This window comes from Rathayibacter sp. AY2B7, assembly GCF_002931635.1.
Classification (GTDB): domain Bacteria; phylum Actinomycetota; class Actinomycetes; order Actinomycetales; family Microbacteriaceae; genus Rathayibacter.
Genome location: NZ_PSUC01000011.1, coordinates 14,737 through 41,628, shown reverse-complemented (window position 1 = coordinate 41,628; position 26,892 = coordinate 14,737). Strand labels below are relative to the sequence as shown.

Genomic DNA, 26,892 nt, shown 5'->3' with positions numbered 1-26,892 from the left:
AAAGCGAAAGCCGGTCCTGAGAAGGGCCGGCTTTCGTCGTTTACGGGGGTCGCGGACGTGCTGCCCGCGGCTGACGGTGTTCGGGCCGAGACCTAGTCGCCCTCGATCACGCTCAGCACGTTGCCCGCCGGATCGCGGAACCAGCAGATCGTCGGCCCGTGGCCGCGCATCACTCCGTCCGCATCGGTCGGCAGCGACGGGTCGTCGTAGATCGCCGTGGTGACGCCTGCCGCGTGCAGCTCGGCGACCGCCGCGTCGACGTCCTCCACCGAGAAGTTCAGGATCGTGAACGACGCCGGCTCGTGGTCCGGCTTCGGGTACGCGATCGCGCGACCTCCGCCCGGCAGCCGGATGTCGAGGATCCCCATCGCGTTCAGCTCGACCTCGAGCCCGAGCACTCCGCCATAGAAGGCCCGCGCCGCCTCCACGTCGTCCACGCTGAAGCCGCTGAAGGCCCTCTCGCTCCGGATCATCGCCGTCCTCCGTCCCGCGGCCGCACCGTCGCGCCCGCTCCGCTCCGGACGCTACTCCGGTCGCCCGTCCGCGTCACCGTCGGATCCGCCCGGCGCCGCCGCCGACTTCGTGCCGGGCTCGCGCGACCCGCATCCGCGGACCGGCCTCCCGACGCTCCGCGCCGGCGCGTGTGCCGGACCGGCCCGCACGTTAGGCTCGACCCCGATGCGAGGGGTGCTGCTGTGAGGGACGAACGCGGGGACGACGGCTCGAACGAGGGGCTCGGCGACCGCCCGACCCGGCGGAGCCCGCGGCAGGCGCCGCACGCGCTGCCCGCAGCACGCGTCACCACTCCGGTCCTCACGCCCGTCCGCCCCGTGCGGCGCCGCCGGGGCCGTGTCTTCCGCGCGACCGTCAGCACGGTCGCCCTCGCCGCCATCGCGGGCCTCGTGGCGGTCTCCGCGCTCCCCGCCTACTCCTTCGACCCGGCACCCGATTCGCAGGCCGCCGTCGAGGCCGCCGCCCGCGTGCAGGCGCTCGGCAACCAGAAGCTCACCGTCGCGCCGACCGCGGTCCAGGAGCAGGTCATCCGCGACTCCTTCACCGCACCGACCCAGGCCCAGCTCGACGAGGCGGCCGCCCAGGCGCGCGCGCTCGCCGCTGCCGAGCAGGCCGCCCGCGACGCCGAGACCGCCCGCCTCGCCCAGGAGGCGCAGGCCGCGGCAGGCACGACCGGCGCGGACGGCGCCGCCGCGGGCAGCGGCGGCACCAGCACCTCGGTCACGCCCCGCGAGGAGGGCGACGACTACCCCTGGCGCGACCAGCTCACCGACGACCAGGGCGGCGGCCTCTCGCCGCTGCGGTACTACTACCGCGAGTGCGTCGACTTCGTCGCCTGGCGGATCAACCGCGACCAGGGCTCGACGAGCGCACCCTTCAAGTGGACCTGGGGCAACATGACCCCGGGCGGAGGCAGCGCCTACGCGTGGGCCGGCCAGTGGGCCTCACACGGCTGGGTGACCAGCAGCACGCCCGTCCCCGGCGCGGTCGCCTGGTTCACCGGCAACCACGTCGCCTACGTGCAGGCCGTCAACTCCGACGGCACGGTCTCGCTCGAGGAGTACAACTGGGGCAACGACCACGCGTACCACAAGCGCACCATCCCGGCCTCCCAGGTCGCCCTCTTCCTCTACCCGCCGAGCTGATGACCGGCGCCGTCGGCATGGCCGTGGCGCAGTTCGCCCCCTCGTCGGACCGGGAGGCGAACATCGCGACGATCGAGCGCCTGGCCCGGATCGCCGCCGAGCGCGGCGCGAGCATGGTGGTGCTGCCGGAGTACAGCTCCGCCTTCAGCGATCCGCTCGGGCCCGAGCTGGTCGCGGCGGGCGAGGCGCTCGACGGCCCGTTCGTCACGGCTCTCGCGGCCCTCGCGCGCGAGCTCCGGATCCATCTCGTGGCGGGCATGGTCGAGGCGGTGGACGGACGCCGCATCGCGAACACGCTCGTCGCGCTCGACCCCGAGGGCGCGCTCGTGGCCCGCTACCGCAAGCTGCACCTGTACGACGCCTTCGGCCAGACCGAGTCGGAGTGGGTCGCCGCGGGGGAGATCGCCGCACCCGAGACGTTCGAGGTCGGCGGCCTCGTCGTCGGGCTGCAGACCTGCTACGACCTGCGCTTCCCGGAGGTCAGCCGCTGGCTGGTCGACGCCGGGGTCGACGTCATCGCGGCACCGGCCGAGTGGGTGCGCGGCCCGCTCAAGGAGGCGCACTGGCGGACGCTGGTCACCGCCCGCGCGCTCGAGAACACGGTGTACCTCGTCGCAGCCGACCAGACCCCGCCGATCGGGGTCGGCACGAGCATGATCGTCGATCCGATGGGCGTCGAGACCGTCACCCTCGGCGAGGTCGAGGACGTCGCCGTCGCCTGGGTCTCGCGCGAGCGGATCGACGCGGCGCGCGCGAAGAACCCCGCTCTGGCGCTGCGGCGCTTCCGGGTGCTGCCGTTCTGACCGCCGCCCCCGGCCCGACGGCGCCGGGCATCCGACCGCATCCGCTGAGGCCGGCTCCTCAGCGCGCCATGCGGGCGAGGCCCGCGACCGCGGTCTCCAGCACCTCGAACCGCTTGCAGAAGGCGAAGCGGACGAGCGAGCGGTAGGGAGCGGCGTCCTCGGGGCGGCAGAACGCCGACACGGGCACCGCCACCACTCCCGCGAGATCCGGGAGCGCCCGGCAGAGCGCGACCCCGTCGTCGTAGCCGAGCGGTGCCGCGTCCGCGACGACGAAGTAGCCGCCCGAGGAGGGCGCGACGCCGAAGCCCGCAGCAGCCAGGCCCGTCGACAGCAGGTCCTTCTTGGCCGCAAGAGTCTGCGCCGCGCCGGTGAAGAAGGCGTCCGGGAGCCCGAGCCCGAGGGCGACGGCCCCCTGGAACGGCGAGCCGCTGACGTAGGTGAGGAACTGCTTCACGGCGAGGACGGCCGTGATCAGCTCGCGCGGGCCCGTGACCCAGCCGATCTTCCAGCCCGTGGTGCTGAAGGTCTTGCCCGCCGAGGAGACGGAGAGCGTCCGCTCGAAGGCTCCGGGAAGGGAGGCCAGCGGGACGTGCGGAGTGTCGAAGCGCAGGTGCTCGTAGACCTCGTCCGTCAGGATCACGGCGTCGTGCCGCTCGGCGAGCCGCACGATCAGCTCGCGGGTCACGGCCGGGAGGACGGCACCGGTCGGGTTGTGCGGGTCGTTCACCAGGATGACGCGCGTGCGGTCGCTCACCGCGGCGGTCAGCTCGTCGTGGTCGACCGCGAAGGAGGGGCCGCGCAGGAGCACGGTGCGGTGCACCCCTCCGGCGAGGGCGATCAGGGCTCCGTAGGCGTCGTAGTGGGGCGTGAAGGTGACGACCTCGTCGCCCGGCTCGAGCAGGCCCAGCAGAGCTGCGGCCAGGGCCTCGGTGGCGCCCGTGGTGACGAGGACCTCGCCGTCGGGGTCGAGGGCGATCCCGGAGAAGCGCAGCCGGTGCGCGGCGATCGCCTCGCGCAGGACGGGGAAGCCGGGACCCGGCGGGTACTGGTTGAGCCCGGACGCGATGGCGTCGCGCGCGGCGTCGAGGATCTCGCGCGGGCCGTCCTCGTCCGGGAAGCCCTGGCCGAGGTTCACCGCTCCGGTGCGCAGGGCGAGCGCGCTCATCTCGCTGAAGACGGTGGCGGCGACCTCGCCGCCGGGGCCGAGGAGGCCGGCGCCCGCCGCGGCGCGGGACCAGGATCCGGGAATGCTCACGTGCCCAGTGTGCCCGCTCGAGCAGCCCGGCCGGTTTCATTTCCCGCTCGCAGGCCCGTCATAAGAAACCCCCAGGTACGATCGCCAAGCTATCCCCGCTTGGAAGGAGCAGCACCCATGACCGAGAGTCACGAGGGTCCTCGTCAGCCGGAGGAACCCACCACGCCGACGGAGTCCGGCGCCCGAGAGGCGACCGAGCGCACCCCCGGCGAGAGCTCCGGAGCGTCGTCCTCGACCACCGGGCCCACCGAGCCGATCCACCGGGGCGGAGCGCACCGCGAGAGCGAGAACCCGACCGTCCCCTACCCCTCCTCCTCGGCCCCCCAGCCGCCGTACACGCCGAACGCGACGGCCGGCAACGAGGCGCAGCCCGTCTCCCAGCCCGCCCGCTACGGGCAGTACGCGCCGCCCGCCGCGAACACCCTGCACGGCTCCGAGGAGCCGCCCTCCTCGAGCCCCTTCGGCCCGGGCGCCGAGTACACCCCCGCCCCCACCGCCACGAAGCGCCGAGCCGGAGTGGGCGTCGTCGCGGCGCTCGCCATCGGCGCGGTCGTGGGCGGAGTCGCGGGAGCGGGCGTGTTCGGCCTCTGGTCCGCCTCCAACGGCGGCGGGACCCGCGTGGTCTCCGCCGGCGGCTCGCAGACGATCACGGTCAACAACGCCGAGGACGCGACGACCGCCACCGCGGTCGCCGCCAAGGCCACTCCGAGCGTCGTCACCATCGCGGTGAGCGGCAGCTCGTCCGCCGGCACCGGCTCCGGCATCGTGCTCTCGAAGGACGGCTACGTCCTGACCAACACCCACGTGGTCACCCTCGACGGCGAGATCGCGAACGGCACCGTCTCGGTCACGACCAGCGACGGCCGGATCTTCGACGCGACCGTCGTCGGCACCGACCCGACCCTCGACCTCGCCGTCATCAAGCTGACCGGCGCGACCGACCTCAGCCCGATGACGTTCGCGGACTCCACCAAGATCAACGTCGGCGACACGGCGGTCGCCATCGGCGCCCCGCTCGGCCTCTCCGGCACCGTGACCGACGGCATCGTCAGCGCGCTCAACCGCAGCATCCAGGTCGCCTCCTCGGCGGCTCCGGACGACTCGGGCGACAGCTCGAGCGGCGGCACCGAGAGCCCGTTCAACTTCGACATCCCGGGCCAGCAGGCGCCGACCCAGGCGAAGAGCACCATCTCGCTGCCCGTCATCCAGACCGACGCGGCGATCAACCCGGGCAACTCCGGCGGCGCGCTGCTCGACAGCGACGGCGAGCTGATCGGCGTGAACGTCGCGATCGCGAGCGCCGGCCAGTCCTCCTCGAGCGGCCAGTCCGGCAACATCGGAGTCGGATTCGCGATCCCCAGCGCGATCGCCGAGCGCATCGCGAAGGAGATCATCGCGAACGGCTCCGCCTCGCACGGCCTGCTCGGCGCGAGCGTCTCCGACTCGACCGCGGACGTCCTCGGCGCCCGCATCGAGGAGGTCTCCGGAGGCGGTGCCGCGCAGGCGGCCGGTCTCGCCAAGGGCGACATCATCACCGCGATCGACAGCACTCCGATCACGAGCGCGTCCGACCTCACCGCGCAGGTCCGCGCGCAGGCCGCGAACGCCGCGGTCGAGCTGACCTACGTCCGCAACGGCCAGAGCTACCAGGCGAAGGCGACGCTCGGCCAGATGGCCGCCGGCTGACCCTCCGCCGCCGCGCACAGCCCCTCGAGGATCCGTCCCCCGGGGGGCTGTGCTCCGCCACCGCGCACAGCCCCTCGAGGATCCGTCCCCGGGGGGGCCGTTCCGCGTCCGGGCCCGGCCCGGGGCGCGGCGCTCCCCGCTGGTAGGGTGGTGGATCCCTGCGCCCGCGCTCCTCCCGCACGAACTGGACCCATGCAGCACGAGATCCCGGAAGACGACCTCTCCGACCTGCCCGGCGTCTCCTACGTCATGCCCGTCCTCAACGAGGTCGCCCACGTGCGCGCCGCGGTCGACTCGCTGCTGCATCAGGACTACACCGGCCCCTTCGACGTCGTCCTCGCCGTCGCCCCGAGCATCGACGGCACGGAGCAGCTCGTCGCCGAGCTGAGCGCGGCCGACCCGCGGATCCGCGTCGTGCCGAACGAGGTCGGCTCCACTCCTGCGGGCCTCAACGCCGCGATCCGCGCCTCGCGCCACCCGGTCGTCGTCCGGGTCGACGCGCACTCCGTCCTGCCGCCCGAGTACGCGCGCACGGCGGTCGAGGCGCTGCAGCGCTCCGGAGCGGCGAACGTCGGCGGAGTGATGGCGGCGGAGGGCCTCACCCCGTTCCAGCGCGCGGTCGCCCGGGCCTACGGCTCCCGCATCGGGCTGGGCGGCACGCCCCACCACGTGGGAGGCGAGGAGGGCCCAGCCGACACGGTGTACCTCGGCGTCTTCCGCCGCTCCGCCCTCGAGCGCGCCGGCCTGTTCGACGAGCGCTTCAAGCGCGGGCAGGACTGGGAGCTGAACCGGCGGCTGCGCGAGCGCGGCGAGGTCGTCTGGTTCACTCCGCGCCTCACCGTCACCTACCGGCCGCGGCCCTCGATGCGCGCGCTGCTCCGGCAGTTCCTCTCGACCGGGATGTGGCGGGGCGAGCTCACCCGGATGTTCCCGGCCTCGCGGTCGCTGCGCTACTTCGCTCCGCCCGTGCTCGTCGCGATGCTCGCGATCGGGCTGCTCGTCGGGCTGGCGGGAGTCGTCCAGGTGCTCGCCGGAGCCGCGCCCTGGCTCCTGCTCGGGTTCGCGGTGCCCGCCGCCTACCTCCTCCTGGTGGCGGCGGCCACTCTCGTGGTCGCGCGGCCGGACGGCGCGCGTGCGATGCTGTGGTTCGCCGTGGTCATCCCGGCGGTCCACGTGGCCTGGGGGACCGGCTTCGTGCTCGGCTTCGCCGGGCTGACCAGCAACATCTCCGCCCACCGCCACCAGCCGCGGTCCGACTCGCCGAGGGGCGCATGACCACGACGACGAGACCCCGCTCCATCGCCGAGCTGCGCGCCGTCGCGCAGCCCCCGGAGGTGCGCGGGCGCCGCAACGCCGAGCACTGGACGGCGTCGCTCTACCTGCGCCGCTTCTCGCCCTACCTGACCTGGCTGCTGCTGAAGACCTCGATCTCGGCGAACGGCGTCACCGGGCTGATGATCCTGGTCGGCTGGAGCGCGGCGGCAGCCCTCCTGATCCCGGGGATCGCCGGAGCGGCGCTGGCGCTGCTCCTCGGCCAGCTGCAGATGCTGGTGGACTGCTGCGACGGCGAGGTCGCGCGCTGGCGCCGCACGTCCTCGCCGGCGGGCGTGTTCCTCGACAAGGTCGGGCACTACACGACCGAGGCGCTGATCCCGATCGCGCTCGGGCTGCGAGCGGCGGGCGTCCCGTTCGAGGCACCGGCGGACTTCCTCTGGACCACGATCGGCTTCGCCCTGGCCCTGGTGATCGTCCTCAACAAGGCGCTCAACGACATGGTGCACGTGGCGCGCGCGAACGCCGGTCTCACGAAGCTGGCCGACACGAAGGGCGAGGCGGTGCCGTCCTCGTCCGGGCTGGCGGGGCTTCGCCGCGCGGCCCGCTTCCTGCCCTTCCACCGCCTCTACCACTCCGTCGAGCTGACGATGCTGGCCTTCGCGACCGCCCTCGTGGGCCTCGTCGTCGGAGCGGGCACGGCCGACCGGGTCCTCGTCGGGGCGCTGCTGCCGCTCGCCCTCCTCGCCCTGGTCGGCCACTTCGTCGCGATCATGGCGTCCAAGCGTGTCCGCTCCTGAGCCGCGGGTCGGCGTCGTCGTCCTGACGCAGGGGACCCGGCCCGACGACCTCGCCGCGGGGCTGGCCGGCGTCCTCGCGCAGGAGGGCGTCGAGCTGGACGTCGTCTGCGTCGGCAACGGCTGGGAGCCCGACGGCCTGCCCGAGGGAGTGCGCGCCCTGGCGCTGCCCGAGAACCTCGGCATCCCCGCGGGCCGGAACGCCGGAGTCGACGCCGTCGCGGGGGAGTACCTCTTCTTCCTCGACGACGACGCCCGGATCCCGTCTCCCCGCTTCCTCGTCGACGCGATCGCGCTGCTCGCCTCGAACCGCCGCATCGGCCTGGTGCAGCCCCGCGTCGACAGCACGGACGGCACGCCGAGCCCGCGGCGCTGGATCCCGCGGATCCTCAAGGGCGACCCCCGCCGCTCCGGCCCCGTCTTCTCGGTCTGGGAGGGAGCGGTCGTGCTGCGGCGCGACGTGTTCGCCCGGACGGGCGGCTGGGCGGCTCCGTTCTTCTACGCCCACGAGGGCATCGAGCTGGCCTGGCGGGTCTGGGACACGGGTCGCACCGCCTGGTACGCGGGAGAGCTCGTCGCCCAGCACCCGGTCATCCAGCCGACCCGTCACGCCGACTACTACCGGCTGAACGCGCGCAACCGCGTCTGGCTCGCCCGCCGCAACCTCGCCGCACCTCTGGCGCTCGTCTACGTGGCGTCCTGGACCGCGATCCAGTGCCTCCGCTGGCGTCGCGACCCGGCCGCCCTGCGCGCCTGGTTCGCCGGCTGGCGGGAGGGATGGCGCTCGGATCCGGGCGGCCGGCGCGTCCTCTCGGCCCGCACGGTGCTCCGGATGGCGTTCGCCGGGCGTCCGCCGATCGTCTAGCATCGGGGAATCCGCCCCCGCCGGGGCCCCCGAAAGGACGACGGTGTTCGATTCGACCCAGCTCTCCCCGCCCGAGCGCGCCGAGGCGGAGGCGACCCCTACCGGACCGGACCTCCTCACGACGGTCCGCGAGCGCCTCGGCGCCGTCGACGACGAGTTCTCCGGCCGCCTCGACGAGCACCTCCCGCGCCTGGTCGATCTGCTCGCCACGGTGTACGCCGGCCGCGACGACCTCGAGGACCAGCTGGTCGCGATCGTCGAGCTCGCCGCCGCCTCCTGGGAGGAGCGGCCCGAGGAGCTCCGCGCGCTTGACCGCGCCCGCGAGCAGCACCCGACCTGGTTCCTCTCGAACAGGGCTCTGGGCGGGGTCTGCTACGTCGACCGCTATGCGGGCGACCTCGAGGGGCTGCGCGCCGAGATCCCGTACTTCCGCGAGATCGGCCTGAACTACCTGCACCTGATGCCGCTCTTCGATGCGCCCGAGGGCGAGTCGGACGGGGGCTACGCGGTCTCGAGCTACCGGCGCGTGCGCCCGGACCTCGGCGACATGGAGCAGCTCCGCGGGCTGGCCTCCGAGCTGCGCGAGCAGGGCATCGCACTCGTGGTCGACTTCGTCTTCAACCACACCTCGAACGAGCACGAGTGGGCGCAGCGCGCGCTGGCCGGCGAGCAGCGCTTCGAGGACTACTACTGGATCTACCCGGACCGGGAGCAGCCCGACGCCTTCGAGCGCACGACGCGCGAGATCTTCCCGGACGACCATCCCGGCTCCTTCGTGCAGCTGGAGGACGGGCGCTGGGTCTGGGCCACGTTCCACCGCTACCAGTGGGACCTCAACTACTCCAACCCCGAGGTGTTCCGGGCGATGGCGGGAGAGATGCTCTTCCTCGCCAACCAGGGGATCGACGCCCTGAGGATGGACGCGGTCGCGTTCATCTGGAAGGAGCTCGGCACCACCTGCGAGTCGCAGCCGCAGGCGCACCTCCTGCTGCGCGCGTTCAACGAGGTCTGCCGCCTGGCCGCTCCGGCGCTGCTGTTCAAGTCCGAGGCGATCGTGCACCCCGACGAGGTGATCGAGTACATCGACGTCGAGGAGTGCCAGCTCTCGTACAACCCGCTGCAGATGGCGCTCACCTGGGAGGCGCTCGCCACGCGCGACGTCCGTCTCCTCTCACAGGCCCTCGAGCGCCGGCACGCCCTCCCCGAGGGCACGGCCTGGGTCAACTACGTGCGCGGGCACGACGACATCGGCTGGACCTTCGCCGACGAGGACGCCGCCGAGCTCGGGATCGACGCGGCCGGTCACCGGCGCTTCCTCAACGACTTCTACACGGACCGGTTCGACGGCACCTTCGCCCGCGGAGTGCCGTTCCAGGAGAATCCGCGCACCGGCGACCGCCGCGTCTCGGGCACCACCGCGTCCCTCGCCGGAGTGGAGGCGGGTGACCCGTACGGGATCGACCGTGTGCTTCTCGCGCACTCGATCGCCCTGAGCACCGGCGGGCTGCCGCTGCTCTACCTCGGCGACGAGGTCGGCCAGCTCAACGACCACGGCTACCTCGACGACCCGACGACGGCCGGCGACTCGCGCTGGGTGAACCGGCCGCGCCGCCCCGCGGAGCGCTACGACGAGCGCGAGGTCCCGGGGACGGCCGCGAGCGAGGTCTTCGGCGGGCTGCTGCACCTCATCGCCGTGCGCAAGGCCGTGCCGATGTTCGCGGGCACCGAGCTGAGCGTCTTCGACCCGGTCAACGACCACGTGCTCGGCTACCAGCGCCCCGGCGACGGGGAGTCGGTGCTCGTGCTCGCGAACGTGTCGGACGAGGTCCAGGAGGTCGCGGCCGAGCGGTTCGGCGGGTTCGCCGCGGAGGCGGTCGACCTGGTCACCGAGATCGCGGTCGACCTGCGCGAGGGCTTCCGTCTCGCTCCGCTGCAGTTCGTCTGGCTGAGGGTGACCCCGGCCTGATCGGGCCGCGCGAGGCCCCCGGCGCGGGGGCCGTCGCCGGTACCCTGGGGCGGATGACTCCCGCTCCCCGTGCCCTGCTCGCCCGCCTCCGCACCGACGCGCGACTCGCGCGCAAGGTGGGCGGGGAGCTGCTCGCGGCCCGCCGGGCCCGCCACGCGGTGACCCGGCTGCTCGCGGAGCGCGGGCCGCTGCCCGAGGACCGCTTCGAGATCGGCGTCTACTTCGCCGACGGCGACATCAACCTGTACCAGCTGCGGCAGTGGTACCGGCCGCTGGCCGAGCTGGCGGAGACGCACCCGGTCGTGCTGCTCAGCCGCAACGCCGGCGCCGCGGAGGTGCTGCTGCGCGAGAGCCCGGTCCCCGTCGCCTACGTCCGCTCCGTCGCAGACCTCGAGAGCACCATCGCGAGCCAGCCGCTGCGGATCGTGCTCTACGTCAACCAGAACGCCCGCAACTTCCAGATGATGCGCTACGGGCGCCGCTGGCACGTCTTCGTCAACCACGGCGAGAGCGACAAGATGTACATGACGACGAACCAGTTCAAGGCGTACGACTACAGCATGATCGCCGGGGACGCCGCCCTGGCCCGGCTGCGCCGCGTGCTCTGGGACTACGACTTCGACAGGCGCGCCCTCGCCATCGGCCGTCCTCAGGCGGACCACTTCGCCGGCGCCGTGCCGTTCACGCCCGACGAGCGCCGCGTGGTGCTCTACGCGCCGACCTGGGAGGGCGACCGCCCCGCCGCGGGCTACGGCTCGATCCGGAGCCACGGCACGGCCCTCGTGCGCGGGCTCCTGGCCGACCCGCGGTTCCGGCTCGTCTACCGCCCGCATCCGCGCAGCGGCGCGGTCGACTCCGACTACGCCGCGGCCGACCGGGCGATCGGCGCGATGATCGCCGCCGCCAACGCCGCCGATCCGCGAGCCGGTCACGTGCACGACACCGGTGCCGAGCTCGGCTGGCAGCTCGCCGCGGCCGACCTCGCGATCCTCGACGTGTCGGCGATGGTCTACGACCGGCTCGCCACGGGGCGCCCACTGCTGGTCACCCGGCCCGTCAGCGCCGAGGCGCAGGTCGACGAGAGCGGCTACCTCGGCGACGCGGAGTGGCTGCGCGCCGAGGACGCCTCCGCGATCATCGCGCGGATCGACAGCGCCGAGCACGATCCGGAGTCGGTCGAGCGGCTGGAGCGCTGGGTGCACCGCTACTTCGGCGACACGTCGCCCGGAGCGGCCACGCGGCGCTTCCACGAGGCGGTCGAGCACCTGCTCGCGGAGTGGGAGCGGCACGCCGCTCTGCACCGGGGCGACGGCGCGGTCGACGACCACGATCCGGAGGGCTGAGCGGGCGGGAGCACCGCTCGAACCGCCGCGTCAAGGGTCGGCCCGGTCGCCGGGCGGCCTCCCGGCGCCCCGCTACGCTCGTCCCATGATGACCCCGCGCGCCTTCGCCCGCTCCCGCCGGCGCCGGTCGGCACCCGCCCAGCCCGTGGTCGAGCCGGACATCGTGGTCTCCGCCGACCCGGAGAAGCCGGTCTTCACGATCCGCTCCTTCCGCATCGGCCTGTTCGGCGCGCTCGGCGTGCTGGTGGCGCTCGTCCTGGGCGGCCTCGTCGTGCAGCTGGGCACGGTGCTGACCTACATCTTCGTGGCGCTGTTCTTCGCGCTCGGCCTCGATCCGCTGGTCTCCTGGCTCGAGAGCAAGCGCCTGCCGAGGCCGCTCGCGATCACAGCGGTCTTCGCCGCGGTGGTGCTGATCTTCGCCGGCCTGCTGGTCTACATCATCCCGATCCTGGTCGAGCAGCTGACGATGTTCGTCACGAGCGCCCCGCAGATCGTCACCGACATCGCCTCGCAGCAGTGGGTGCTCGACCTCGAGCAGCAGCTGCGCGGCGTGATCGACATCGACGAGCTGATCGAGAGCGTCCAGAGCTTCATCGGCAACCCCAACAACCTGCTCTCGCTCGGCGGCGGACTGATCGCGGTCGGGACCGGGATCGCCAGCGGCGTGACCGGCGCCGTCATCGTGCTGATCCTGACGCTGTACTTCCTCGCGTCGCTGCGCTCGATGAAGGCCGTCGCCTACCGCTTCGCCCCCGCCTCGCACCGCGCGAAGGCGCACGAGGTCGGCGACGAGATCACCGGCGCCGTGGGCCGCTACGTGGTCGGCCAGGTCTCGCTCGCCGGCGTGAACGGCGTGCTCACGTTCATCCTGCTGCTCTCGATCGGCGCCCCGGTGCCGGCGCTGCTGGCCTGCGTCGCGTTCCTCGGCTCCCTGATCCCGCTGGTCGGCACGCTCTCGGGCGCCGTGATCATCTCGCTCGCCTGCCTCCTGGCCTCGCCGCTGACCGCGCTGGTCGCCGCGATCTACTACCTCGTCTACATGCAGGTCGAGGCGTACCTCCTCAGCCCCCGCATCATGAACAAGGCCGTCGCGGTCCCCGGTGCGGTCGTCGTGATCGCGGCGGTCGCGGGCGGCACCATCGCGGGCGTGCTCGGTGCCCTGGTCGCGATCCCGGTCGCGGCCTCGGTGATCATCGTCGTGCAGAAGGTCGTCTTCCCCCGTCAGGACGCCAAGTAGCGGACCGCACCGCGACGGCCGGTCCGCTCAGCGCCAGGTCGGCACCGCGCCGTCGACCGCGGCGGTGAAGCGGCGGACCGACTCCGGGACCGCGACGCCCTCCTCCGCCGGCACCGGCGCGAGCGTGCGGGTGACCAGCGGCACGACGCCCGCCCAGACCCCGGCCTCCGGCTCGTCGCCCGCTCCGTGCGCGCGCACCTTCAGGCTCGCCTCGGCCAGGGGGAGGCGCAGCACCAGCGTGGCCGCGATCTCGCGGGCGGTGCTCGGCCGCACCTCCTCGTCGCGCCCCGGGAGGAGGCGGGCCACCAGCAGGTCGAGGGCTCGCTCCTTCTCCTCTCCCTCCAGCGCCTCGGCCCGGCCGATCACCATCGCCGAGCGGTAGTTCATCGAGCTGTCGAAGGTGGAGCGGGCGACGACCAGCCCGTCGACCAGCGTGACTGAGGCGGTGAGGAGCGAGTGCCGCGCCGCCTCCCGCAGCAGTCCTCCGCCGCTCGACCCGTGCAGCAGGACGGAGTCGCCGTCGCGGGCGAAGAGGATCGGCAGCACGATCGCGGCGCCGTCCCGCACGACGGCGACGTGGGCGACGAGCGCCTCGTCGAGCAGGGCGTGCAGCTCGGCGGGATCGGTGCGCTGGCGGTCGCGGAGACGGGAGACGCGGGTGCGGTCGGTGACGGGGAGGCTGTCCATGTCGGAATCGTCCCGCGCCGACTGGATCTGCCAGGATGCCACTGGGCCGCGATCGGAGTGGTCCAGAGCGGAGCGGTCGATGGCGTCGGGCGATCTGGAGATCCCGCTCCTCCTCGGGCCGTCGCCGCGCGGCTCGGTCCGCGCCGGGCTCGCCGAGGCGCTGCGCCAGGCGGTGCTGGACGGGCGCTACCGGGCGGGCGATCCGATCCCGTCGAGCCGCGTGCTCGCCGAGCGGCTCGGCGTCTCGCGGGGCTCCGTCGTCGCCGCGGTGGACCAGCTGGTGGGGGAGGGCTATCTCGTCGCCCACCCGCGCGCGGCGGTGACGGTCGCCTCCGACGGACTGCTGGCGCCGGCGCCGCAGGAGCCGCGGCCGGAGGCCCGGCAGATCGTCGTCCCGTCCGCCGCGGCGGACCTGAGGCCGGGTCGGCCGGACACCCGCGCCCTCGACACCCCGGAGTGGCGGGCCGCCTGGCGCCTGGCGCTCGCCTCGCCGCCCTCGGCGCCTCCTCGGGGTTCCGGTGACCCGGCCCTGCGGGAGCAGATCGCCGAGCAGCTGAGCCGGTCCCGCGGCGTCGACGTGCAGGCGTCGGACGTGGTGGTGACCAGCGGCACCGCGGGCGCCGTCGCGCTCCTGGCCCGCGCCGCCTCGGCCTCGCTCGGACGCGAGGTGCGCGTCGCCGTCGAGGACCCCGGCTACCCGGCCGTCCGGCGCCGCCTGCGCGCCGACGGGCACGAGGTCGTCGGCGTCCCGGTGCGCGGCGACGGCATCGACCTCGACGCTCTCGCGAGCTCCGGCGCGGACGTGGTCGTCGTGACTCCGTCGCACCAGTACCCGACCGGCGGCAGGCTCGCGCTCGCCGAGCGCCTGGAGCTGGTGCGCCGCGCGTCGGCCGGCCCCCTGCTCGTGGTGGAGGACGACTACGACAGTGAGTTCCGCTACGTCGGCGCCCCGCTGCCCGCGCTCGCCTCGCTCGACTCCGGCGGCGGAGTCGCCCATGTCGGGTCGTTCTCGAAGACCGTCTCGCCGTGGCTCCGCATCGCCTACCTGGCCGTTCCGCGGGCGTCCTGGCTCCGCGGGGCGCTGGCCGGCCTCGACGACGAGAAGGACGCCTCCGCCTCGGGTCCGACGCAGGCGGCGCTCGCGCAGTTCATGGCGAGCGGGGCGTTCCGGAGGCATCTCACGCGCTCGAGACGGCGCTACGCCCACCGCCGCGAGCTGGTCCGCGCCTTCGCGGAGGCGGTGCCCTGGGGGCGCGCGAGCGGACTCGACGGGGGTCTGCACGTCGTCCTCTCCCTGCCCGCGCCTCTGGACGCGCACGCCGTCGCGGCCGCGCTGCTCCGGGAGGGACTGCTCGTCGCCACTCTGCACGAGTACGCCCTGTCGGGACGGGCTGCGACCGAGGCGCTGGTCCTCGGCTACGGCCATGTCGGCGACCTCGAGCTCGCTGCGGCGCTGGACCTCGTCGACCGGACCGTCCGCGCGCTCGCCGCCGGGGCCGTCCGTGGTATCCCTGGAGGATGACCCGCGACTCCGCCCTGCACATCACCGACGATCCCGACGCCGACGCGCTGCTCAGCCGCGACCCGCTGGCCCTGCTGATCGGGATGCTCCTCGACCAGCAGGTGGCGATGGAGACGGCCTTCTCGGGGCCCCGCAAGATCGAGGAGCGCCTCGAGGCCGAGGGCGCCTCCTTCGACGCCGCGTCCATCGCCGGATTCGACGACGACGCGTTCTCGGAGCTCTGCCGGACTCCGCCCGCGATCCACCGCTACCCGGCGAACATGGCGGGCCGCGTGCAGGTCCTCTGCCGCGCTCTGGTCGACGACTGGGACGGCGACGCCGCGGCGGTCTGGACGCGCGACGAGCCCGACGGCCGCACGGTCCTCGCGCGTCTGAAGGCACTGCCCGGCTTCGGCGAGCAGAAGGCGCGGATCTTCCTCGCCCTGCTCGGCAAGCAGCGCGGATTCTCGGGGGAGGGCTGGCGCTCGGCCGCGGGCGCCTACGGAGAGGAGGGCGCCTTCCGCTCGGTCGCCGACATCGTCTCTCCGGAGTCGCTGACGAAGGTCCGCGCCACCAAGCAGGCCGCGAAGGCCGCCGCCAAGGCGGAGAAGTAGGGCCGGGGGCGGCGGCCGGATGGATCGAGCGCTCGACGACGGTCCCGGTCGCCGTCTCCGCAGTCGCAGGCCGAGCAGCCCGACCCGATGATCCCCGCCGCCACCGCCCGGCTGCGCTTCCGTGAGATGACCGCCGAGGACCTCCCCGACATGGCGGACCTGCTCGGCGACCCGGTCGTGATGCGGTACTACCCCGCGCCGAAGGACCGCGAGCAGGCAGCCGCCTGGATCGAGTGGAACCGGCGCACCTACCGCGAGCACGGCTTCGGGCTGTGGATCGTCGAGACCCTCGACGGCGAGTTCGTCGGCGACTGCGGGTTGACCTGGCAGCGCGTCGACGGCGGGATCGAGCTCGAGGTCGGCTACCACGTGCGGGCCGGTCTGCACGGCCGCGGCTACGCCACCGAGGCGGCTGCGGCCTGCCGCGACCTCGCGCTCGCCCACCGCCTCGCGGGACGACTCGTGGCGCTCGTGCACCCGGACAACGCCGCCTCGAGGCGCGTCGCCGAGAAGACCGGCCTCCGCGTGATCGCCGAGGACCGCGACGACAGTGGACTCGTCCGCACGATGCTCGGGATGCCGCTCGGCGGGCCCGCAAGCCTCCGCGACGAAGGCTGAGCGCCCCCGTCCGCGCCCGAGGGCCGTGGATCGACCGATCAGCCGTCGCTGTGCGGGTCGCGGCCTAGAGCCGGTCCTCCAGCGAAGCGATCAGCGCTGCGCGGTCCTCGCGGAGGATCGACGCCCCGCCCCCCGGAACGGTCCGCACCTCGACGCCGCGGCCGGCGAGGACGCCGCCCAGCGAGCCGTGGCCCAGAGGATCCTCTGGCAGCACGGCGAGCGTCGGCACCGGGAACGACTCGGGAGCCTCGGCCGCGCCGCGCGCCGTCAGCCCGCCGGCCGAGTCCTGGTCCCAGAGCGCGTGGGCCGACACGTCGAGCTCGATCTGCTCGTCCGTCCAGATCGGGTGGCGGTGGCGGAGGGAGTCGGCGTCGCCCTTCTCGACGTGCGCGACCGAGCCGCCGCGGTGGAGCGCGCTCGTCAGTCCTCGGGCGTCCGAGAACGCGGGGTCGAGCAGGACGAGCCGGTCGGCGCCGTACTCGGGGGCGAGCCGGGCGGCGATGACGGCGCCGAGGCCGTGGCCGATGACGAGGTCGGGGGTCTGCAGCACCGAGGCGCGGACGTCCGACGCCCAGCGCTCCGGCGAGTACGCGGGCGATGCCGGCGAGCCGCCGTGACCGGCGAGATCGGGGGCCACCACGCGGTAGCCGTGCTCGTGCAGCGTCGGGACCAGGGCGTACCAGATCCGGGAGTCGGCGCCGAGCCCGTGGAGCAGGAGCGCCACCCGCTCGCCCGGTCCGCCGTAGTCGCGGACGAACAGCGCCAGCGGCTCGGCCGGCGCGGCGGCCAGCGCCTTCCGCTCGGCGCGCGTCGGCTCCAGCACCAGCGTGTTGCCGAACGCCTGCGGCGCCGGTCCGAAGGCGTCGCGCGCGCTCTGGACCACCTTGCGTCCGAGCATCGCGTTGCCGACGCCGCCGAGCGCCGCTCCGATCCCGAACGGCATCGCCCGGCCGACCAGGCCCGCGCCCTGCTGGGCGAGGAAGTGCTTGGCGAAGGACTTCTTCGCGCGGTCCGCCAGCTCGCCCACGAGGAAGGACGGCAGGCCCTTCGTGACCACGGAGCCCCAGTACTGGTTGAGGCCGCTGCCCCCGCCGACGGCCTGCCCGGCCACCTGGCGCACCATCTCGCTGCCGGAGGAGCCCATCATCAGCGTGAGCACGAGGGCCCGCGCGCGGTCCGGGTCCTCGAGCGGGATCCCGTGCACCTCCGTCACCGACTGCGCGAAGAGCGCGCTCGCCTCCAGGAACCCTGCGGCTCCCGCGCCGGAGAGGGCCACCGAGGCGGCCGTGCCGATGCCGGGGACGACGGCGGTCGCCCCGATCGCCGCGCCTCCCGCGGCCACGCTCGAGAGGTACTGCCGTTCGAGCGACGTGATGATCTGCTCCGGAGTCGCCCCGGGACGCCGGCGCCGCAGCAGGCGGATGTTCGCCAGCACGGCCGGGCGCTGCACCGCGAGGAGCCGGTCGAGCAGCTTCGCCAGCTGCGCGTTCTCGGAGCCGTCGGCCTGCTCCACCTCGCCTGCCCTCTCCACGGCGCGCTCGCGCTTGCGGTCCTTCTGGGCCATGTCGTGCACTCCTGCGTCCTCGGGCGCCGCGTGCGGGAGGGGTCAGTCGTCGGAGACGGTGCCCTGGACGGGCGGGCCCTCGGCCGGCGCCGTGCTGCTCCGCGGTGTCGGCGCGTAGTCCTCAGCGTAACGCGCGAGCACCTCCTCGATCGGCGCGTCCAGCACCAGGCGGCCCTTGTCCAGGTAGAGGCCGCGCGTGCAGAAGCGGCGGAGGTCGCGCTCATTGTGCGAGACGAAGAAGAGGGTGCGGCCGGAGGCGAGCAGCTCCTCGATCCGCGCGTAGCACTTCTCGCGGAACGCCCTGTCGCCGACCGCGAGCACCTCGTCCACCAGGATGATCGGCTCCTCGAGCCGCGACACGACGGAGAAGGCGATGCGCACCTTCATCCCGCTCGAGAGGTGCTTGTAGGGGGTGTCGAGGAAGTCGCCGATCTCGGCGAACTCGATGATCGAGTCGAAGCGCGCGTCGACCTCGCGCTTGGACATCCCGTGGAGACCCGCGGTCAGGTAGACGTTCTCGCGGACGCTCAGGTCGGCCACGAAGCCGCCGGTGATCTCGATGAGCGGAGCGACGCCCCCGCGCACCTCCACCGCGCCCTCGTCCGGCAGCACCACGCCGGCGACGAGCTTGAGCAGCGTCGACTTCCCCTGACCGTTCCGGCCGACGACACCGATGGCCTCGCCCGCCCGCACCTGCACGTCGAGCCCGCGGAGCGCCCAGAACTCGCCGGGCCGCGAGCGGCGGGAGCGGCCGGCGAAGAGGTCCTTGAAGGAGCGGCGGCCCCGCCGGTTGCGGCGGAAGCGGATCCCGAGGCCGCGGCACTCGATGACCACGGGGGCGTCGGCCATCACAGCTCCTTCAGCACCGCGCGCTCGGAGCGGCGGAAGACGACGAGGCCCAGCGCCAGCACGAGCACCGAGATGCCCGCGGAGGCGAGGATGAGCGGGACGTCGAGCTCGCTCTCGAAGAACGCGGAGCGGTAGAGGGCGAAGATCCCGCTGAGCGGGTTGAGCGCCGCGAGCGGCCGGATCTGCTCCGGCAGGTTGGCCGTGGAGTAGATGATCGGCGACGCGTAGAAGAGGAACCTGAGCACGAGCTTCACGGCCCGCTCCAGATCGCGGAAGAACACCACGAGCGGAGCCACCAGCAGACCCACGCCGAGCGTGAGCACCGCCTGCAGCAGGATCGCCACGGGGAACAGCAGCGCCGCCCAGGTCAGGTGCGCGCCGGCGATCACGGCGAAGAGCACCAGCACCGGCAGGCTCGCCACGAACTCGATGCCCTTCGAGAGCACGATCCGCCCGACCCAGATGGTCCGCGGGATCGACGTCGACCGCACCAGCTTCGCCTCGCGGAGGAACGCGCGGGTCGCGTCGGAGGTCGCCTGGTTGAACCACATCCACGGCAGCAGGCCCGCGAGCAGGAAGACGATGTACGGGTCCTCGCCGACGGTCCGCTGGAAGACGACGGTGAAGACGAAGAAGTAGATGCCCGACATGACGAGCGGGTCGAGAACCGACCAGACGTAGCCGAGCGCGCTCGTGGCGTACCGGACGGTGAGGTCGCGCCTGGTGAGCAGCCAGAGGGAGTGGCGGTAGCGCCAGGCCCGGGAGCGCCGGTGGCGCAGGGCCGTCTCGGTCGCGAGGGTGTCGGCCGTGCTCACTGCGCGACTCCTCCCGTCGGCTCCGCTCGAGCCGGGGGAGGAGCCGGGAGCGTCAGACGAAGAGGTTCGCGCGCTCGAGGTCCTCGGCGAAGTCCACCTCGACGGCGTAGAGGTCGGAGATGTCCATCGGCTCGACGAGCAGGCGGTCCTGCTCGATCGCCAACTCTATGCCACGCTCGAAGTAGTCCTGGGCGTCGACCCGGGCGAGCTGGCGCACCAGCGCGGCCTTGTCGGAGGCGGACACGTAGTTGATCCCGACCGCCTCGCCGAGGCCGCCGCGCACCGTCTTGGAGAGCTCCTGGATGAAGCCCTCGGCGCTCGTCGTGTACTTGACCTCCTCGTCCGACACCTTCGAGGTGTTGACGGTGACGAAGGAGACGTCCTTCGCGATCAGCGCGGCCGCCCGGTCGAGGATGCGCGGGTCGAAGACGACGTCGCCGTTCATCCAGAGCACGCCGCCCTGCCCGCTCGCCTGCAGTGCGCGGAGGAGGCTCTTGGAGGTGTTGGTCTGGTCGTACTGCTCGTTGTAGACGAACGTCGCCGAGGGGAAGGCCTCGATGATGTGCTCGAGCTTGTAGCCGACGACGATGGTCACCGGGATCCTGGTGCCGAAGGCGTGGTGGATGTTGTCGAACTGCTGCTGCATGATCGTGCGCCCGTCGCTGAGCGGCGTGAGCGGCTTGGGGAGGGAGCGGCCGAGCCGGCTGCCCATCCCTGCGGCGAGGATGACGACGGTGGCGGGGCTGCTGCTCGTCGAACCTGTGTGCATCATCGTGTGTTCTCCTCGAATTAACCGCTGCGTCTCGATCTGATCGACTCCTCGGGTAGAGACCTAGTGTACAGTTCACGCCCCCCGGGGCCAGGGTGGTTGACCTCTCGCCGTGTCGCCGGGTGTCGGCGCGGGCGCCGGGGGCCTGCGGGCGAGTTGGTACCGTAGCCGGATGACGTCCGTGACGAACGCCGAGCCCGCTGAGGGTGCCGCGGATCCGGACGGCGCCTCGCCCGTCGTCTTCGAGCTGCACCAGCTGACCCGGACCTTCGGGAGGACGGTGGCGGTCGACCGCATCGACCTGGCCGTCCGCGCGGGGACCTTCTACGGGATCATCGGCCCGAACGGCGCGGGCAAGACCACCACGCTCTCGATGATGACGGGCCTCCTGCGACCCGACACCGGCCGCGTCCTCGTGCACGGCGTCGACGTCTGGAAGGACCCGTCGGCCGCGAAGCCGCTGATCGGGGTCCTGCCCGACCGCCTCCGGCTGTTCGACCGGCTCACCGGCGCCCAGTTCCTCGCCTACTCCGCCGCGCTGCGCGGCATCGACCTCGCCACGGCGAAGCAGCGCACGGTCGAGCTGGCCGAGGCGCTCGGCCTCTCCGACGCGCTGGAGCGCCTGATCTCGGACTACTCCGCGGGGATGGCGAAGAAGGTCGCCCTCGCGGCGGCGATGATCCACGCCCCGCGCGTGCTGGTCCTCGACGAGCCGTTCGAGTCGGTGGACCCGGTCTCCTCGGCCGCCGTGATCACCGTGCTGCGCCGCTTCGTCGAGGGCGGCGGCACCGTCGTCCTCTCCAGCCACGGGCTCGACTTCATCGAGCGCGTCTGCGACGACGTGGCCGTGATCGTCGGCGGGCGCGTGCTCGCCTCCGGGACGGTCGCGGAGGTCGCCGGCACCGCGACGCTGGAGGAGCGCTTCCTCGAGCTCGCGGGCGGCAAGCAGATCGCCGAGGGGCTGCAGTGGCTGCACGACTTCTCCGGCTGAGGATCGACGTCCTCCTGGGCGCGTTCCGCTCCGGGCCCGCGCGCTCGGCCGGCGCCGTCCTGGGCGTGCTCGTGGTCGTCGCGGTGACGGCCCTGCTGATCGGGGCGATCGGCGCTCTGCGCTCCTCGGACGCGGCGGCGGGCGCTCTCGTGACCGCCGGCGGACTCGTCTCCGTCGGCTTCCTGGTGCTGCCCTTCCTGCTCGGCCCGCTCGACCCGATGGATCCGCGCGCGTTCCGCCTCTTCGGCCTTCCGCCGCTCCGCCTCGCCGGGGCGCTCGCCCTGGCCGGCCTCGTCTCGGTCCCCACGCTCGCCCTGCTGGTGGTCGGGCTCGCGAGCGCGCCGCTCGTCCCGGGCGCAGGCGCCTTCGCCGTGGTCGGCCCGCTCCTCGCGGTGGCGACGGCCTCGCTGTTCGCGCGGATCGGCCTCGCCGCCTCCGCCGCCCTCGTCCCCTCCCGGACCGCCCGCGAGCTGCTGGCCGTCCTCGGCCTGGTGCTGATGCTGGGCGGTCCCGCAGCCCTCGGCGCCGCCGCGCTGGTCGACACGGGGGACACCCCGGTGCTCGAGCGCTGGGGCGCGGCGATGGGGGCCACTCCGTTCGGCGCGGCGTGGATGATCGCCCCGGCCGCCCGGACCGGCGACGCGCTCGGCCCGCTCCTGCTGGCACTGGTGACGCTCGTCGCGGCGGGCGCGCTCTGGTGGCTCGTCGTCCGCCTGCTGACCGGGCGCCCCGAGCGCACGCACCGGCCGCCGCGCGGCCTCCGGCTGGGCTGGTTCGACGTCCTCGGCTCGACCCGGACCGGCGCGATCGCGGCGCGCAGCATCACCTACTGGCTCCGGGATCCGCGCTACCAGGCGTCGCTCGTCGCCGTGCCGGTGCTGCCGGTCGCGGCCCTGCTGCTGCTCGCGGTCGTCGGCGTCCCCTTCCCGCTGCTCTCGCTGCTCCCGGTCCCGCTGATCGCGCTGTTCCTCGGCTGGTTCCTGCACAACGACGTCGCCTACGACGGCTCGGCGTTCTGGCTCCACGTGGCCGCGGGCGTCCGCGGCTGGTCGGACCGGCTCGGCCGCGCCTTCCCGACCCTCCTGCTCGGCGTGCCGGTCGTCGTGCTCGGCTCGCTGATCAGCAGCGCGACCTCGGGGCTCCCCGATGCGCTGCCCGTCGTGCTCGCGGTGAACACCTGCCTCCTGCTCGTCCCTGCAGGCGTCGCCAGCGCCGTCTCGGCACGGCTCGCCTATCCGGCTCCGCGCCCGGGCGACAGCGCGTTCACGCAGCCCCAGGCCCCCGGAGCCAGTGGCGCCGGTCCGCAGTCCCTGGCGTTCGGCCTGGGGCTGCTCCTCTCGGCTCCGGCCGTGGTGCTCGGCGTCCGGGCCCTGTTCGTCGACCCGGAGGCGGCGGGCGACGCCGTGCTCGTCGGCTTCGGCAGCGCCGTGGTCGTCTTCGCCCTCGGCGTGCTCCTCGGCGGCCTGCTGTTCGAGCGCCGCGCGACCGAGCTGGTCGCGTTCACCAGCCGCTACTAGCGCCGCCCGATCCGGAGCGCACGGCCGGGGGCCCGGGCTCCGCGCGTAGGATCGTCGGCATGATTCCGCGCGTCCAGAACAGCAGCACCGACCCCCTCGAGGGAGGCGGAGGAACCGCCACGCTCGACCGCGAGCTCGAGGAGCTCCTCAACCAGGAGTCCATCGAGCCGGGCGACCACGAGCGCTTCTCCCACTACGTGCCGAAGGACAAGATCCTCGAGAGCGCCATCACCGGCAAGCCGGTCCGCGCGCTCTGCGGCAAGAAGTGGCTCCCGGGCCGCGACCCGGAGAAGTTCCCGGTGTGCCCGGCCTGCAAGGAGATCTACGCGAAGATGAAGTGAGCTCCTGACCCGCTCACTCGTAGCGGGTCGGGAGGACGGGCTCGCCGCGGCCGAGCCGGAGCGCGTCGATCGGCAGCTCGAGGACCGCGTTCGCGTGGTGCGCGCGGGCTGCCGCCACTCCCTCGATGCCGAGGTGCTCGGGACGGATCGTCCCGTCCTCGATCAGGGGGACGAGCAGCGCCCGCTCGCCCTCGCCGACGGCACCCTCGGGGCCGGCGCCCACGTGCACGACCTCGGCCTCGGCGACCCCGTCGTCGGAGAGCAGACGGCCGGCGGCCTTCCGCCCGCCGATCGACGCCTTCGAGACCGACTTCTTCGCCACCGCGACCCACTCGCCCGCGTCGTCCTCGTGCGCGACCAGTTTGTAGACCATGCCCGCCGTCGGGTGGCCCGAGCCCGTCGCCACCGATGTGCCGACGCCGTAGGAGTCGACCGGTGAGGCCGCGAGCGCGGCGATCCCGTACTCGTCGAGGTCGTTGGTGACGGTGATGCGCGTGCCGGTCGCGCCGAGCGCGTCCAGCTGCTGCCGAACGGCGGCCACCTGCTGGGGGAGGTCCCCGGAGTCGATGCGCACGGCGCCGAGGCCGGTGCCGGCGACGCGGACCGCCAGGTCGACGGCGGCCGTCACGTCGTAGGTGTCCACCAGGAGGGTCGTGCCGGGGCCGAGCGCGGCGACCTGCGCGCGGAACGCCTCCTCCTCCGAGTCGTGGAGGAGCGTGAAGGAGTGCGCGGAGGTGCCCATCGTGGGCACGCCGAAGCTGCGGCCCGCCTCCAGGTTCGAGGAGGCGCCGAACCCGGCGATGTAGGCGGCGCGAGCCGCCGCGACGGCGGACCGCTCACCGGCGCGGCGCGAGCCCATCTCGGCGAGCGGTCGCCCGTCGGCGGCCGAGACCATCCGCGCGGCGGCGCTCGCCACGGCGCTGTCGTGGTTGAGGACGCTGAGCACTAGGGTCTCCAGCAGCACGCCGTCGGCGAAAGGCGCCTCGACGATGAGCACGGGGGAGCCCGGGAGGTAGACCTCGCCCTCGCGGTAGCCCCAGACGTCGCCCCGGAAGCGGTAGTCGGCGAGCCAGTCCAGTGTGCGGGAGTCGACCACGCGGTTCTCGCGGAGCCAGGACAGCTCGTCGTCGCCGAAGCGGAAGCGCGAGATGAGCTCGAGGAGCCGGCCGGTGCCCGCGAGCACGCCGTAGCGGCGTCCCGGCGGGAGGCTCCGGGCGAACACCTCGAACATGCAGCGGCGATCGGCGGTGCCGCTGCCGAGGGCGCCCTCGACCATCGTGAGCTCGTACCGGTCGGTGAGGAAGGCCGTGGAGTCCATCCGCTCAGTGTTCCACGGCCGCCCCCGCGCGCCCAGGCGCGGGTGCCGGGGCTTGCGCACGCCGCCGGGCCCGGGAACGGCGTGCGGCCGGGACCGGGCCGCAGGGCGCGGGTAGGCTGTTCCTCCGTGACGGACGCACCGCTGGGCATCTTCGACTCCGGAGTCGGCGGGCTCACCGTCGCCCGCTCCGTGATCGACCAGCTGCAGAACGAGTCGATCGTCTACCTCGGCGACACCGCGCACTCGCCCTACGGCCCCAAGCCGCTCGCCGACGTCCGCGCCTACGCCCTCGACACCCTCGACACGCTGGTCGACCAGGGCGCCAAGCTGCTCGTCATCGCCTGCAACACCGCCTCGGCCGCGATGATGCGCGACGCCCGCGAGCGCTACACGCTCGGCCGCGGCATCCCGGTGATCGAGGTCATCCAGCCCGCTGTCCGCAGCGCTGTCCGCGACACCCGCAACCGCCGCGTCGGCGTGATCGGCACGGTCGGGACGATCCGCTCCCGCGCCTACGACGACGCCTTCGTCGCCGCGCCCGACCTGCAGCTGTTCACCGCCGCCTGCCCGCGCTTCGTCGAGTTCGTCGAGGCGGGCGTCACCTGGAGCGACGAGCTGCTCGCGGTGGCGGAGGAGTACCTCGCGCCGCTCAAGGCCGCGGGGGTCGACACGCTCGTCCTCGGCTGCACGCACTACCCGCTGCTGCGCGGTGCCATCGCGTACGTGATGGGGCCGGACGTCCGCCTCGTCTCGAGCGCCGAGGAGACCGCGCTCGACGTCTACCGGACCCTCGTAGCGCACGGCCTGCAGCGCACCTCCGCCGCTCCTCCGACCTACCGGTGGGAGGAGACGGGCTCGAGCGACTTCGTCCGCCTCGCCCGCCGCTTCCTCGGTCCGGAGGTCTCGAGCGTCGACCTCGTCGAGACCGGCACCATCAACCTGCGCGAGCTCGACCGGGCCGCGCTCCCGCACGATCGAGGGAGACCCGAGTGACCGACAGCACCGCATCGAAGGCCGCGCGCAAGGACGGGCGGGCGCCCGACGAGCTGCGCACCGTGACGATCGAGCGCGGCTGGAGCACCCAGGCGGAGGGCTCCGCGCTCGTCTCGTTCGGGAACACCAGGGTGCTCTGCACCGCCTCCTTCACGAACGGAGTGCCGCGCTGGCTGCAGGGCAAGGGCAAGGGCTGGGTCACCGCCGAGTACGCGATGCTGCCCCGATCCACCAACTCCCGCATGGACCGCGAGTCGGTCAAGGGCAAGGTCGGCGGGCGCACGCACGAGATCTCCCGGCTGATCGGCCGGAGCCTGCGCGCGGTGGTCGACACGAAGGCGCTCGGCGAGAACACCCTCGTCATCGACTGCGACGTCCTCCAGGCCGACGGCGGCACCCGCACCGCGGCGATCACCGGCGCGTACGTGGCGATGGCCGACGCGATCGAGTGGGCGCGGGGCAAGAAGTACGTGGGGCAGAAGGCGCAGCCGCTGATCGACAGCCTCTCGGCGGTGTCCGTCGGCATCATCGACGGCGTGCCGATGCTCGACCTGGCCTACGTCGAGGACGTGCGCGCCGAGACCGACATGAACGTCGTCGTCACCGGACGCGGCCTGTTCGTCGAGGTGCAGGGCACCGCCGAGGGGGCCCCGTTCGACCGCCGCGAGCTCGACGCCCTGCTCGACCTCGCGGTCGCCGGTGCCTCCGACCTCGCCCGCATCCAGGCCGAAGCGCTCGCTGCGGAGCCCGGCGCGTGAGCCTGGACCTCGTCCTCGCCACGCACAACGCCGGCAAGGTGGAGGAGTTCCGCGCCATGCTGGCCGGCGCGCTCCCCGGAGTCGGCGTCCGCGCCTACGACGGACCCGAGCCCGTCGAGGACGGCGTGAGCTTCGCCGAGAACGCGCTGATCAAGGCGCGCGCGGCGGCGGCGCACACCGGCCTCGTGGCGCTCGCGGACGACTCCGGGATCTGCGTCGACGTCCTCGGCGGCGCGCCGGGCATCTTCTCGGCCCGCTGGTCGGGACGCGCGCACGACGCGACGGCCAACCTCGAGCTCCTCCTGGCGCAGCTGCACGACGTGAAGGCGGAGCACCGCGGTGCGCACTTCAGCTGCACCATCGCCCTCGTGGTGCCGGACGCCGTGCTCCCCGGCGGGCAGGAGACGGTGGTCGAGGGCCGCTGGGACGGCGCGATCGCGACGGCCCCGCACGGTGCGAACGGCCACGGCTACGACCCGGTGTTCGTCCCCGAGGCCGGGGCGCTCACGGCGGCCGAGCTCGCTCCCGAGCAGAAGAACGCCCGGAGCCACCGCGCCCGCGCCTTCACCGCGCTGCGCGCCGAGCTCGCCGCCCTGTCCGCCCGGCTCTGACCCGGGCGGGATGCCACTCCGGTGCACGCCTGTCGGCGTGCCGCGTGCCGGAGTGGCGCCTCGC

General features: G+C 73.6%; 26 protein-coding genes. 18 read left to right on the top strand and 8 right to left on the bottom strand.

Annotated features, from left to right (window positions below; translation table 11 throughout):
* Positions 1-92 precede the first annotated feature (92 nt).
* Positions 93-473, bottom strand: a complete 381-nt coding sequence (locus tag C5C27_RS03945) for a VOC family protein (protein WP_104226951.1) — start codon at positions 471-473, stop codon at positions 93-95.
* 222 nt (positions 474-695) lie between these two features.
* Between C5C27_RS03945 and C5C27_RS03940 the strand changes: the two genes are divergently transcribed.
* Together C5C27_RS03940 and C5C27_RS03935 are read left to right on the top strand one after the other, a co-directional pair.
* The gene (locus C5C27_RS03940; RefSeq protein WP_104313675.1) at positions 696-1,658 is read left to right on the top strand and encodes a CHAP domain-containing protein; all 963 of its coding nucleotides are present in this window, start codon (positions 696-698) and stop codon (positions 1,656-1,658) included.
* The gene (locus C5C27_RS03935; protein ID WP_104313674.1) at positions 1,658-2,461 is read left to right on the top strand and encodes a carbon-nitrogen hydrolase family protein; all 804 of its coding nucleotides are present in this window, start codon (positions 1,658-1,660) and stop codon (positions 2,459-2,461) included. The genes C5C27_RS03940 and C5C27_RS03935 overlap by 1 nt, the downstream gene beginning before the upstream one ends.
* A 58-nt stretch (positions 2,462-2,519) precedes the next feature.
* Here the strand turns inward: C5C27_RS03935 and C5C27_RS03930 are convergent, their stop codons facing one another.
* Positions 2,520-3,716 (bottom strand): aminotransferase class I/II-fold pyridoxal phosphate-dependent enzyme, encoded by a 1,197-nt coding sequence (locus tag C5C27_RS03930; RefSeq protein WP_104313673.1) that lies wholly within the window; start codon positions 3,714-3,716, stop codon positions 2,520-2,522.
* Positions 3,717-3,833: 117 nt separating this feature from the next.
* Between C5C27_RS03930 and C5C27_RS03925 the strand changes: the two genes are divergently transcribed.
* The 7 genes from C5C27_RS03925 (at position 3,834) to C5C27_RS03895 (ending at position 12,882) form a co-directional block, all read left to right on the top strand.
* A complete protein-coding gene (locus tag C5C27_RS03925; protein ID WP_104250126.1) occupies positions 3,834-5,402 on the top strand; it encodes a S1C family serine protease in 1,569 nt (522 codons plus the stop codon).
* Between the two features lie 192 nt (positions 5,403-5,594).
* A complete protein-coding gene (locus tag C5C27_RS03920; RefSeq protein ID WP_181067779.1) occupies positions 5,595-6,677 on the top strand; it encodes a glycosyltransferase family 2 protein in 1,083 nt (360 codons plus the stop codon).
* Positions 6,674-7,474 carry a CDP-alcohol phosphatidyltransferase family protein gene (locus C5C27_RS03915; RefSeq protein WP_104223579.1) on the top strand — a complete coding sequence of 267 codons (801 nt, stop codon included), beginning with the start codon at positions 6,674-6,676 and terminating at the stop codon, positions 7,472-7,474. Before C5C27_RS03920 ends, C5C27_RS03915 begins: the two co-directional genes overlap by 4 nt.
* On the top strand, positions 7,461-8,336 hold the full coding sequence (locus tag C5C27_RS03910) for a glycosyltransferase family 2 protein (RefSeq protein ID WP_104313672.1): 876 nt from the start codon (positions 7,461-7,463) through the stop codon (positions 8,334-8,336). Before C5C27_RS03915 ends, C5C27_RS03910 begins: the two co-directional genes overlap by 14 nt.
* A gap of 43 nt (positions 8,337-8,379) precedes the next feature.
* Positions 8,380-10,302: an amylosucrase gene (locus tag C5C27_RS03905; RefSeq protein ID WP_104313671.1), complete on the top strand. Its 1,923-nt coding sequence runs from the start codon at positions 8,380-8,382 to the stop codon at positions 10,300-10,302.
* A 53-nt stretch (positions 10,303-10,355) separates the two neighbouring features.
* Entirely contained in the window at positions 10,356-11,645 is a 1,290-nt protein-coding gene (locus tag C5C27_RS03900; RefSeq protein ID WP_258066492.1) for a CDP-glycerol glycerophosphotransferase family protein, read from the top strand.
* An 85-nt stretch (positions 11,646-11,730) separates the two neighbouring features.
* Positions 11,731-12,882, top strand: a complete 1,152-nt coding sequence (locus C5C27_RS03895) for an AI-2E family transporter (protein ID WP_258066491.1) — start codon at positions 11,731-11,733, stop codon at positions 12,880-12,882.
* Positions 12,883-12,909: 27 nt separating this feature from the next.
* Here the strand turns inward: C5C27_RS03895 and C5C27_RS03890 are convergent, their stop codons facing one another.
* Entirely contained in the window at positions 12,910-13,569 is a 660-nt protein-coding gene (locus tag C5C27_RS03890) for a pyridoxamine 5'-phosphate oxidase family protein (RefSeq protein WP_104313669.1), read from the bottom strand.
* A 79-nt stretch (positions 13,570-13,648) separates the two neighbouring features.
* Between C5C27_RS03890 and C5C27_RS03885 the strand changes: the two genes are divergently transcribed.
* The 3 genes from C5C27_RS03885 (at position 13,649) to C5C27_RS03875 (ending at position 16,302) form a co-directional block, all read left to right on the top strand.
* On the top strand, positions 13,649-15,091 hold the full coding sequence (locus C5C27_RS03885; RefSeq protein WP_181133438.1) for a PLP-dependent aminotransferase family protein: 1,443 nt from the start codon (positions 13,649-13,651) through the stop codon (positions 15,089-15,091).
* Positions 15,088-15,684, top strand: a complete 597-nt coding sequence (locus C5C27_RS03880) for an HhH-GPD-type base excision DNA repair protein (protein ID WP_104313667.1) — start codon at positions 15,088-15,090, stop codon at positions 15,682-15,684. Before C5C27_RS03885 ends, C5C27_RS03880 begins: the two co-directional genes overlap by 4 nt.
* 87 nt (positions 15,685-15,771) lie before the next feature.
* A complete protein-coding gene (locus C5C27_RS03875; RefSeq protein ID WP_104313666.1) occupies positions 15,772-16,302 on the top strand; it encodes a GNAT family N-acetyltransferase in 531 nt (176 codons plus the stop codon).
* A 64-nt stretch (positions 16,303-16,366) separates the two neighbouring features.
* Here C5C27_RS03875 and C5C27_RS03870 read toward each other — a convergent pair whose 3' ends face one another.
* From C5C27_RS03870 to C5C27_RS03855, 4 genes are read right to left on the bottom strand one after another with little or no spacing between them, the layout of a single operon-like run.
* The gene (locus C5C27_RS03870) at positions 16,367-17,866 is read right to left on the bottom strand and encodes an alpha/beta hydrolase family protein (protein WP_104313665.1); all 1,500 of its coding nucleotides are present in this window, start codon (positions 17,864-17,866) and stop codon (positions 16,367-16,369) included.
* Positions 17,867-17,908: 42 nt separating this feature from the next.
* Positions 17,909-18,715, bottom strand: coding sequence for an ABC transporter ATP-binding protein (locus C5C27_RS03865; protein WP_104223571.1), 807 nt, complete (start codon positions 18,713-18,715; stop codon positions 17,909-17,911).
* Positions 18,715-19,530 (bottom strand): ABC transporter permease, encoded by an 816-nt coding sequence (locus C5C27_RS03860; protein WP_374953048.1) that lies wholly within the window; start codon positions 19,528-19,530, stop codon positions 18,715-18,717. Before C5C27_RS03860 ends, C5C27_RS03865 begins: the two co-directional genes overlap by 1 nt.
* Positions 19,531-19,582: 52 nt before the next feature.
* The gene (locus tag C5C27_RS03855) at positions 19,583-20,299 is read right to left on the bottom strand and encodes an NTP transferase domain-containing protein (RefSeq protein ID WP_104313681.1); all 717 of its coding nucleotides are present in this window, start codon (positions 20,297-20,299) and stop codon (positions 19,583-19,585) included.
* Between the two features lie 172 nt (positions 20,300-20,471).
* Between C5C27_RS03855 and C5C27_RS03850 the strand changes: the two genes are divergently transcribed.
* Genes C5C27_RS03850 through C5C27_RS03840 form a run of 3 tightly spaced genes read left to right on the top strand, consistent with a single transcriptional unit; the run spans position 20,472 to position 23,148 of the window.
* The gene (locus C5C27_RS03850; protein ID WP_104223570.1) at positions 20,472-21,290 is read left to right on the top strand and encodes an ABC transporter ATP-binding protein; all 819 of its coding nucleotides are present in this window, start codon (positions 20,472-20,474) and stop codon (positions 21,288-21,290) included.
* The gene (locus C5C27_RS03845; protein ID WP_104313664.1) at positions 21,266-22,807 is read left to right on the top strand and encodes an ABC transporter permease; all 1,542 of its coding nucleotides are present in this window, start codon (positions 21,266-21,268) and stop codon (positions 22,805-22,807) included. Before C5C27_RS03850 ends, C5C27_RS03845 begins: the two co-directional genes overlap by 25 nt.
* Positions 22,808-22,866: 59 nt before the next feature.
* The gene (locus C5C27_RS03840; RefSeq protein WP_104223568.1) at positions 22,867-23,148 is read left to right on the top strand and encodes a DUF3039 domain-containing protein; all 282 of its coding nucleotides are present in this window, start codon (positions 22,867-22,869) and stop codon (positions 23,146-23,148) included.
* A gap of 13 nt (positions 23,149-23,161) precedes the next feature.
* Here C5C27_RS03840 and C5C27_RS03835 read toward each other — a convergent pair whose 3' ends face one another.
* A complete protein-coding gene (locus tag C5C27_RS03835) occupies positions 23,162-24,466 on the bottom strand; it encodes a nicotinate phosphoribosyltransferase (RefSeq protein ID WP_104267045.1) in 1,305 nt (434 codons plus the stop codon).
* 126 nt (positions 24,467-24,592) lie between these two features.
* Between C5C27_RS03835 and murI the strand changes: the two genes are divergently transcribed.
* Genes murI through rdgB form a run of 3 tightly spaced genes read left to right on the top strand, consistent with a single transcriptional unit; the run spans position 24,593 to position 26,828 of the window.
* Positions 24,593-25,459 carry a glutamate racemase gene (murI, locus tag C5C27_RS03830; RefSeq protein ID WP_104223566.1) on the top strand — a complete coding sequence of 289 codons (867 nt, stop codon included), beginning with the start codon at positions 24,593-24,595 and terminating at the stop codon, positions 25,457-25,459.
* Positions 25,456-26,217, top strand: a complete 762-nt coding sequence (rph, locus tag C5C27_RS03825) for a ribonuclease PH (RefSeq protein ID WP_104233199.1) — start codon at positions 25,456-25,458, stop codon at positions 26,215-26,217. The genes murI and rph overlap by 4 nt, the downstream gene beginning before the upstream one ends.
* Positions 26,214-26,828, top strand: coding sequence for an RdgB/HAM1 family non-canonical purine NTP pyrophosphatase (gene rdgB / locus C5C27_RS03820; protein WP_104238167.1), 615 nt, complete (start codon positions 26,214-26,216; stop codon positions 26,826-26,828). Before rph ends, rdgB begins: the two co-directional genes overlap by 4 nt.
* Positions 26,829-26,892: the final 64 nt, after the last annotated feature.

Bases quoted from the DNA above. Each gene is read 5' to 3' on its own strand.
- C5C27_RS03835 (WP_104267045.1), bottom strand. From the start codon at position 24,466: ATGGACTCCACGGCCTTCCTCACCGACCGGTACGAGCTCACGATGGTC.
- C5C27_RS03850 (WP_104223570.1), top strand. From the start codon at position 20,472: ATGACGTCCGTGACGAACGCCGAGCCCGCTGAGGGTGCCGCGGATCCG.
- C5C27_RS03925 (WP_104250126.1), top strand. From the start codon at position 3,834: ATGACCGAGAGTCACGAGGGTCCTCGTCAGCCGGAGGAACCCACCACG.
- C5C27_RS03870 (WP_104313665.1), bottom strand. From the start codon at position 17,866: ATGGCCCAGAAGGACCGCAAGCGCGAGCGCGCCGTGGAGAGGGCAGGC.
- C5C27_RS03900 (WP_258066492.1), top strand. From the start codon at position 10,356: ATGACTCCCGCTCCCCGTGCCCTGCTCGCCCGCCTCCGCACCGACGCG.
- C5C27_RS03875 (WP_104313666.1), top strand. From the start codon at position 15,772: ATGATCCCCGCCGCCACCGCCCGGCTGCGCTTCCGTGAGATGACCGCC.
- C5C27_RS03880 (WP_104313667.1), top strand. From the start codon at position 15,088: ATGACCCGCGACTCCGCCCTGCACATCACCGACGATCCCGACGCCGAC.
- C5C27_RS03945 (WP_104226951.1), bottom strand. From the start codon at position 473: ATGATCCGGAGCGAGAGGGCCTTCAGCGGCTTCAGCGTGGACGACGTG.
- C5C27_RS03840 (WP_104223568.1), top strand. From the start codon at position 22,867: ATGATTCCGCGCGTCCAGAACAGCAGCACCGACCCCCTCGAGGGAGGC.
- C5C27_RS03935 (WP_104313674.1), top strand. From the start codon at position 1,658: ATGACCGGCGCCGTCGGCATGGCCGTGGCGCAGTTCGCCCCCTCGTCG.
- C5C27_RS03920 (WP_181067779.1), top strand. From the start codon at position 5,595: ATGCAGCACGAGATCCCGGAAGACGACCTCTCCGACCTGCCCGGCGTC.
- C5C27_RS03895 (WP_258066491.1), top strand. From the start codon at position 11,731: ATGATGACCCCGCGCGCCTTCGCCCGCTCCCGCCGGCGCCGGTCGGCA.
- C5C27_RS03865 (WP_104223571.1), bottom strand. From the start codon at position 18,715: ATGGCCGACGCCCCCGTGGTCATCGAGTGCCGCGGCCTCGGGATCCGC.
- C5C27_RS03915 (WP_104223579.1), top strand. From the start codon at position 6,674: ATGACCACGACGACGAGACCCCGCTCCATCGCCGAGCTGCGCGCCGTC.
- C5C27_RS03885 (WP_181133438.1), top strand. From the start codon at position 13,649: ATGGCGTCGGGCGATCTGGAGATCCCGCTCCTCCTCGGGCCGTCGCCG.
- C5C27_RS03855 (WP_104313681.1), bottom strand. From the start codon at position 20,299: ATGCACACAGGTTCGACGAGCAGCAGCCCCGCCACCGTCGTCATCCTC.
- C5C27_RS03890 (WP_104313669.1), bottom strand. From the start codon at position 13,569: ATGGACAGCCTCCCCGTCACCGACCGCACCCGCGTCTCCCGTCTCCGC.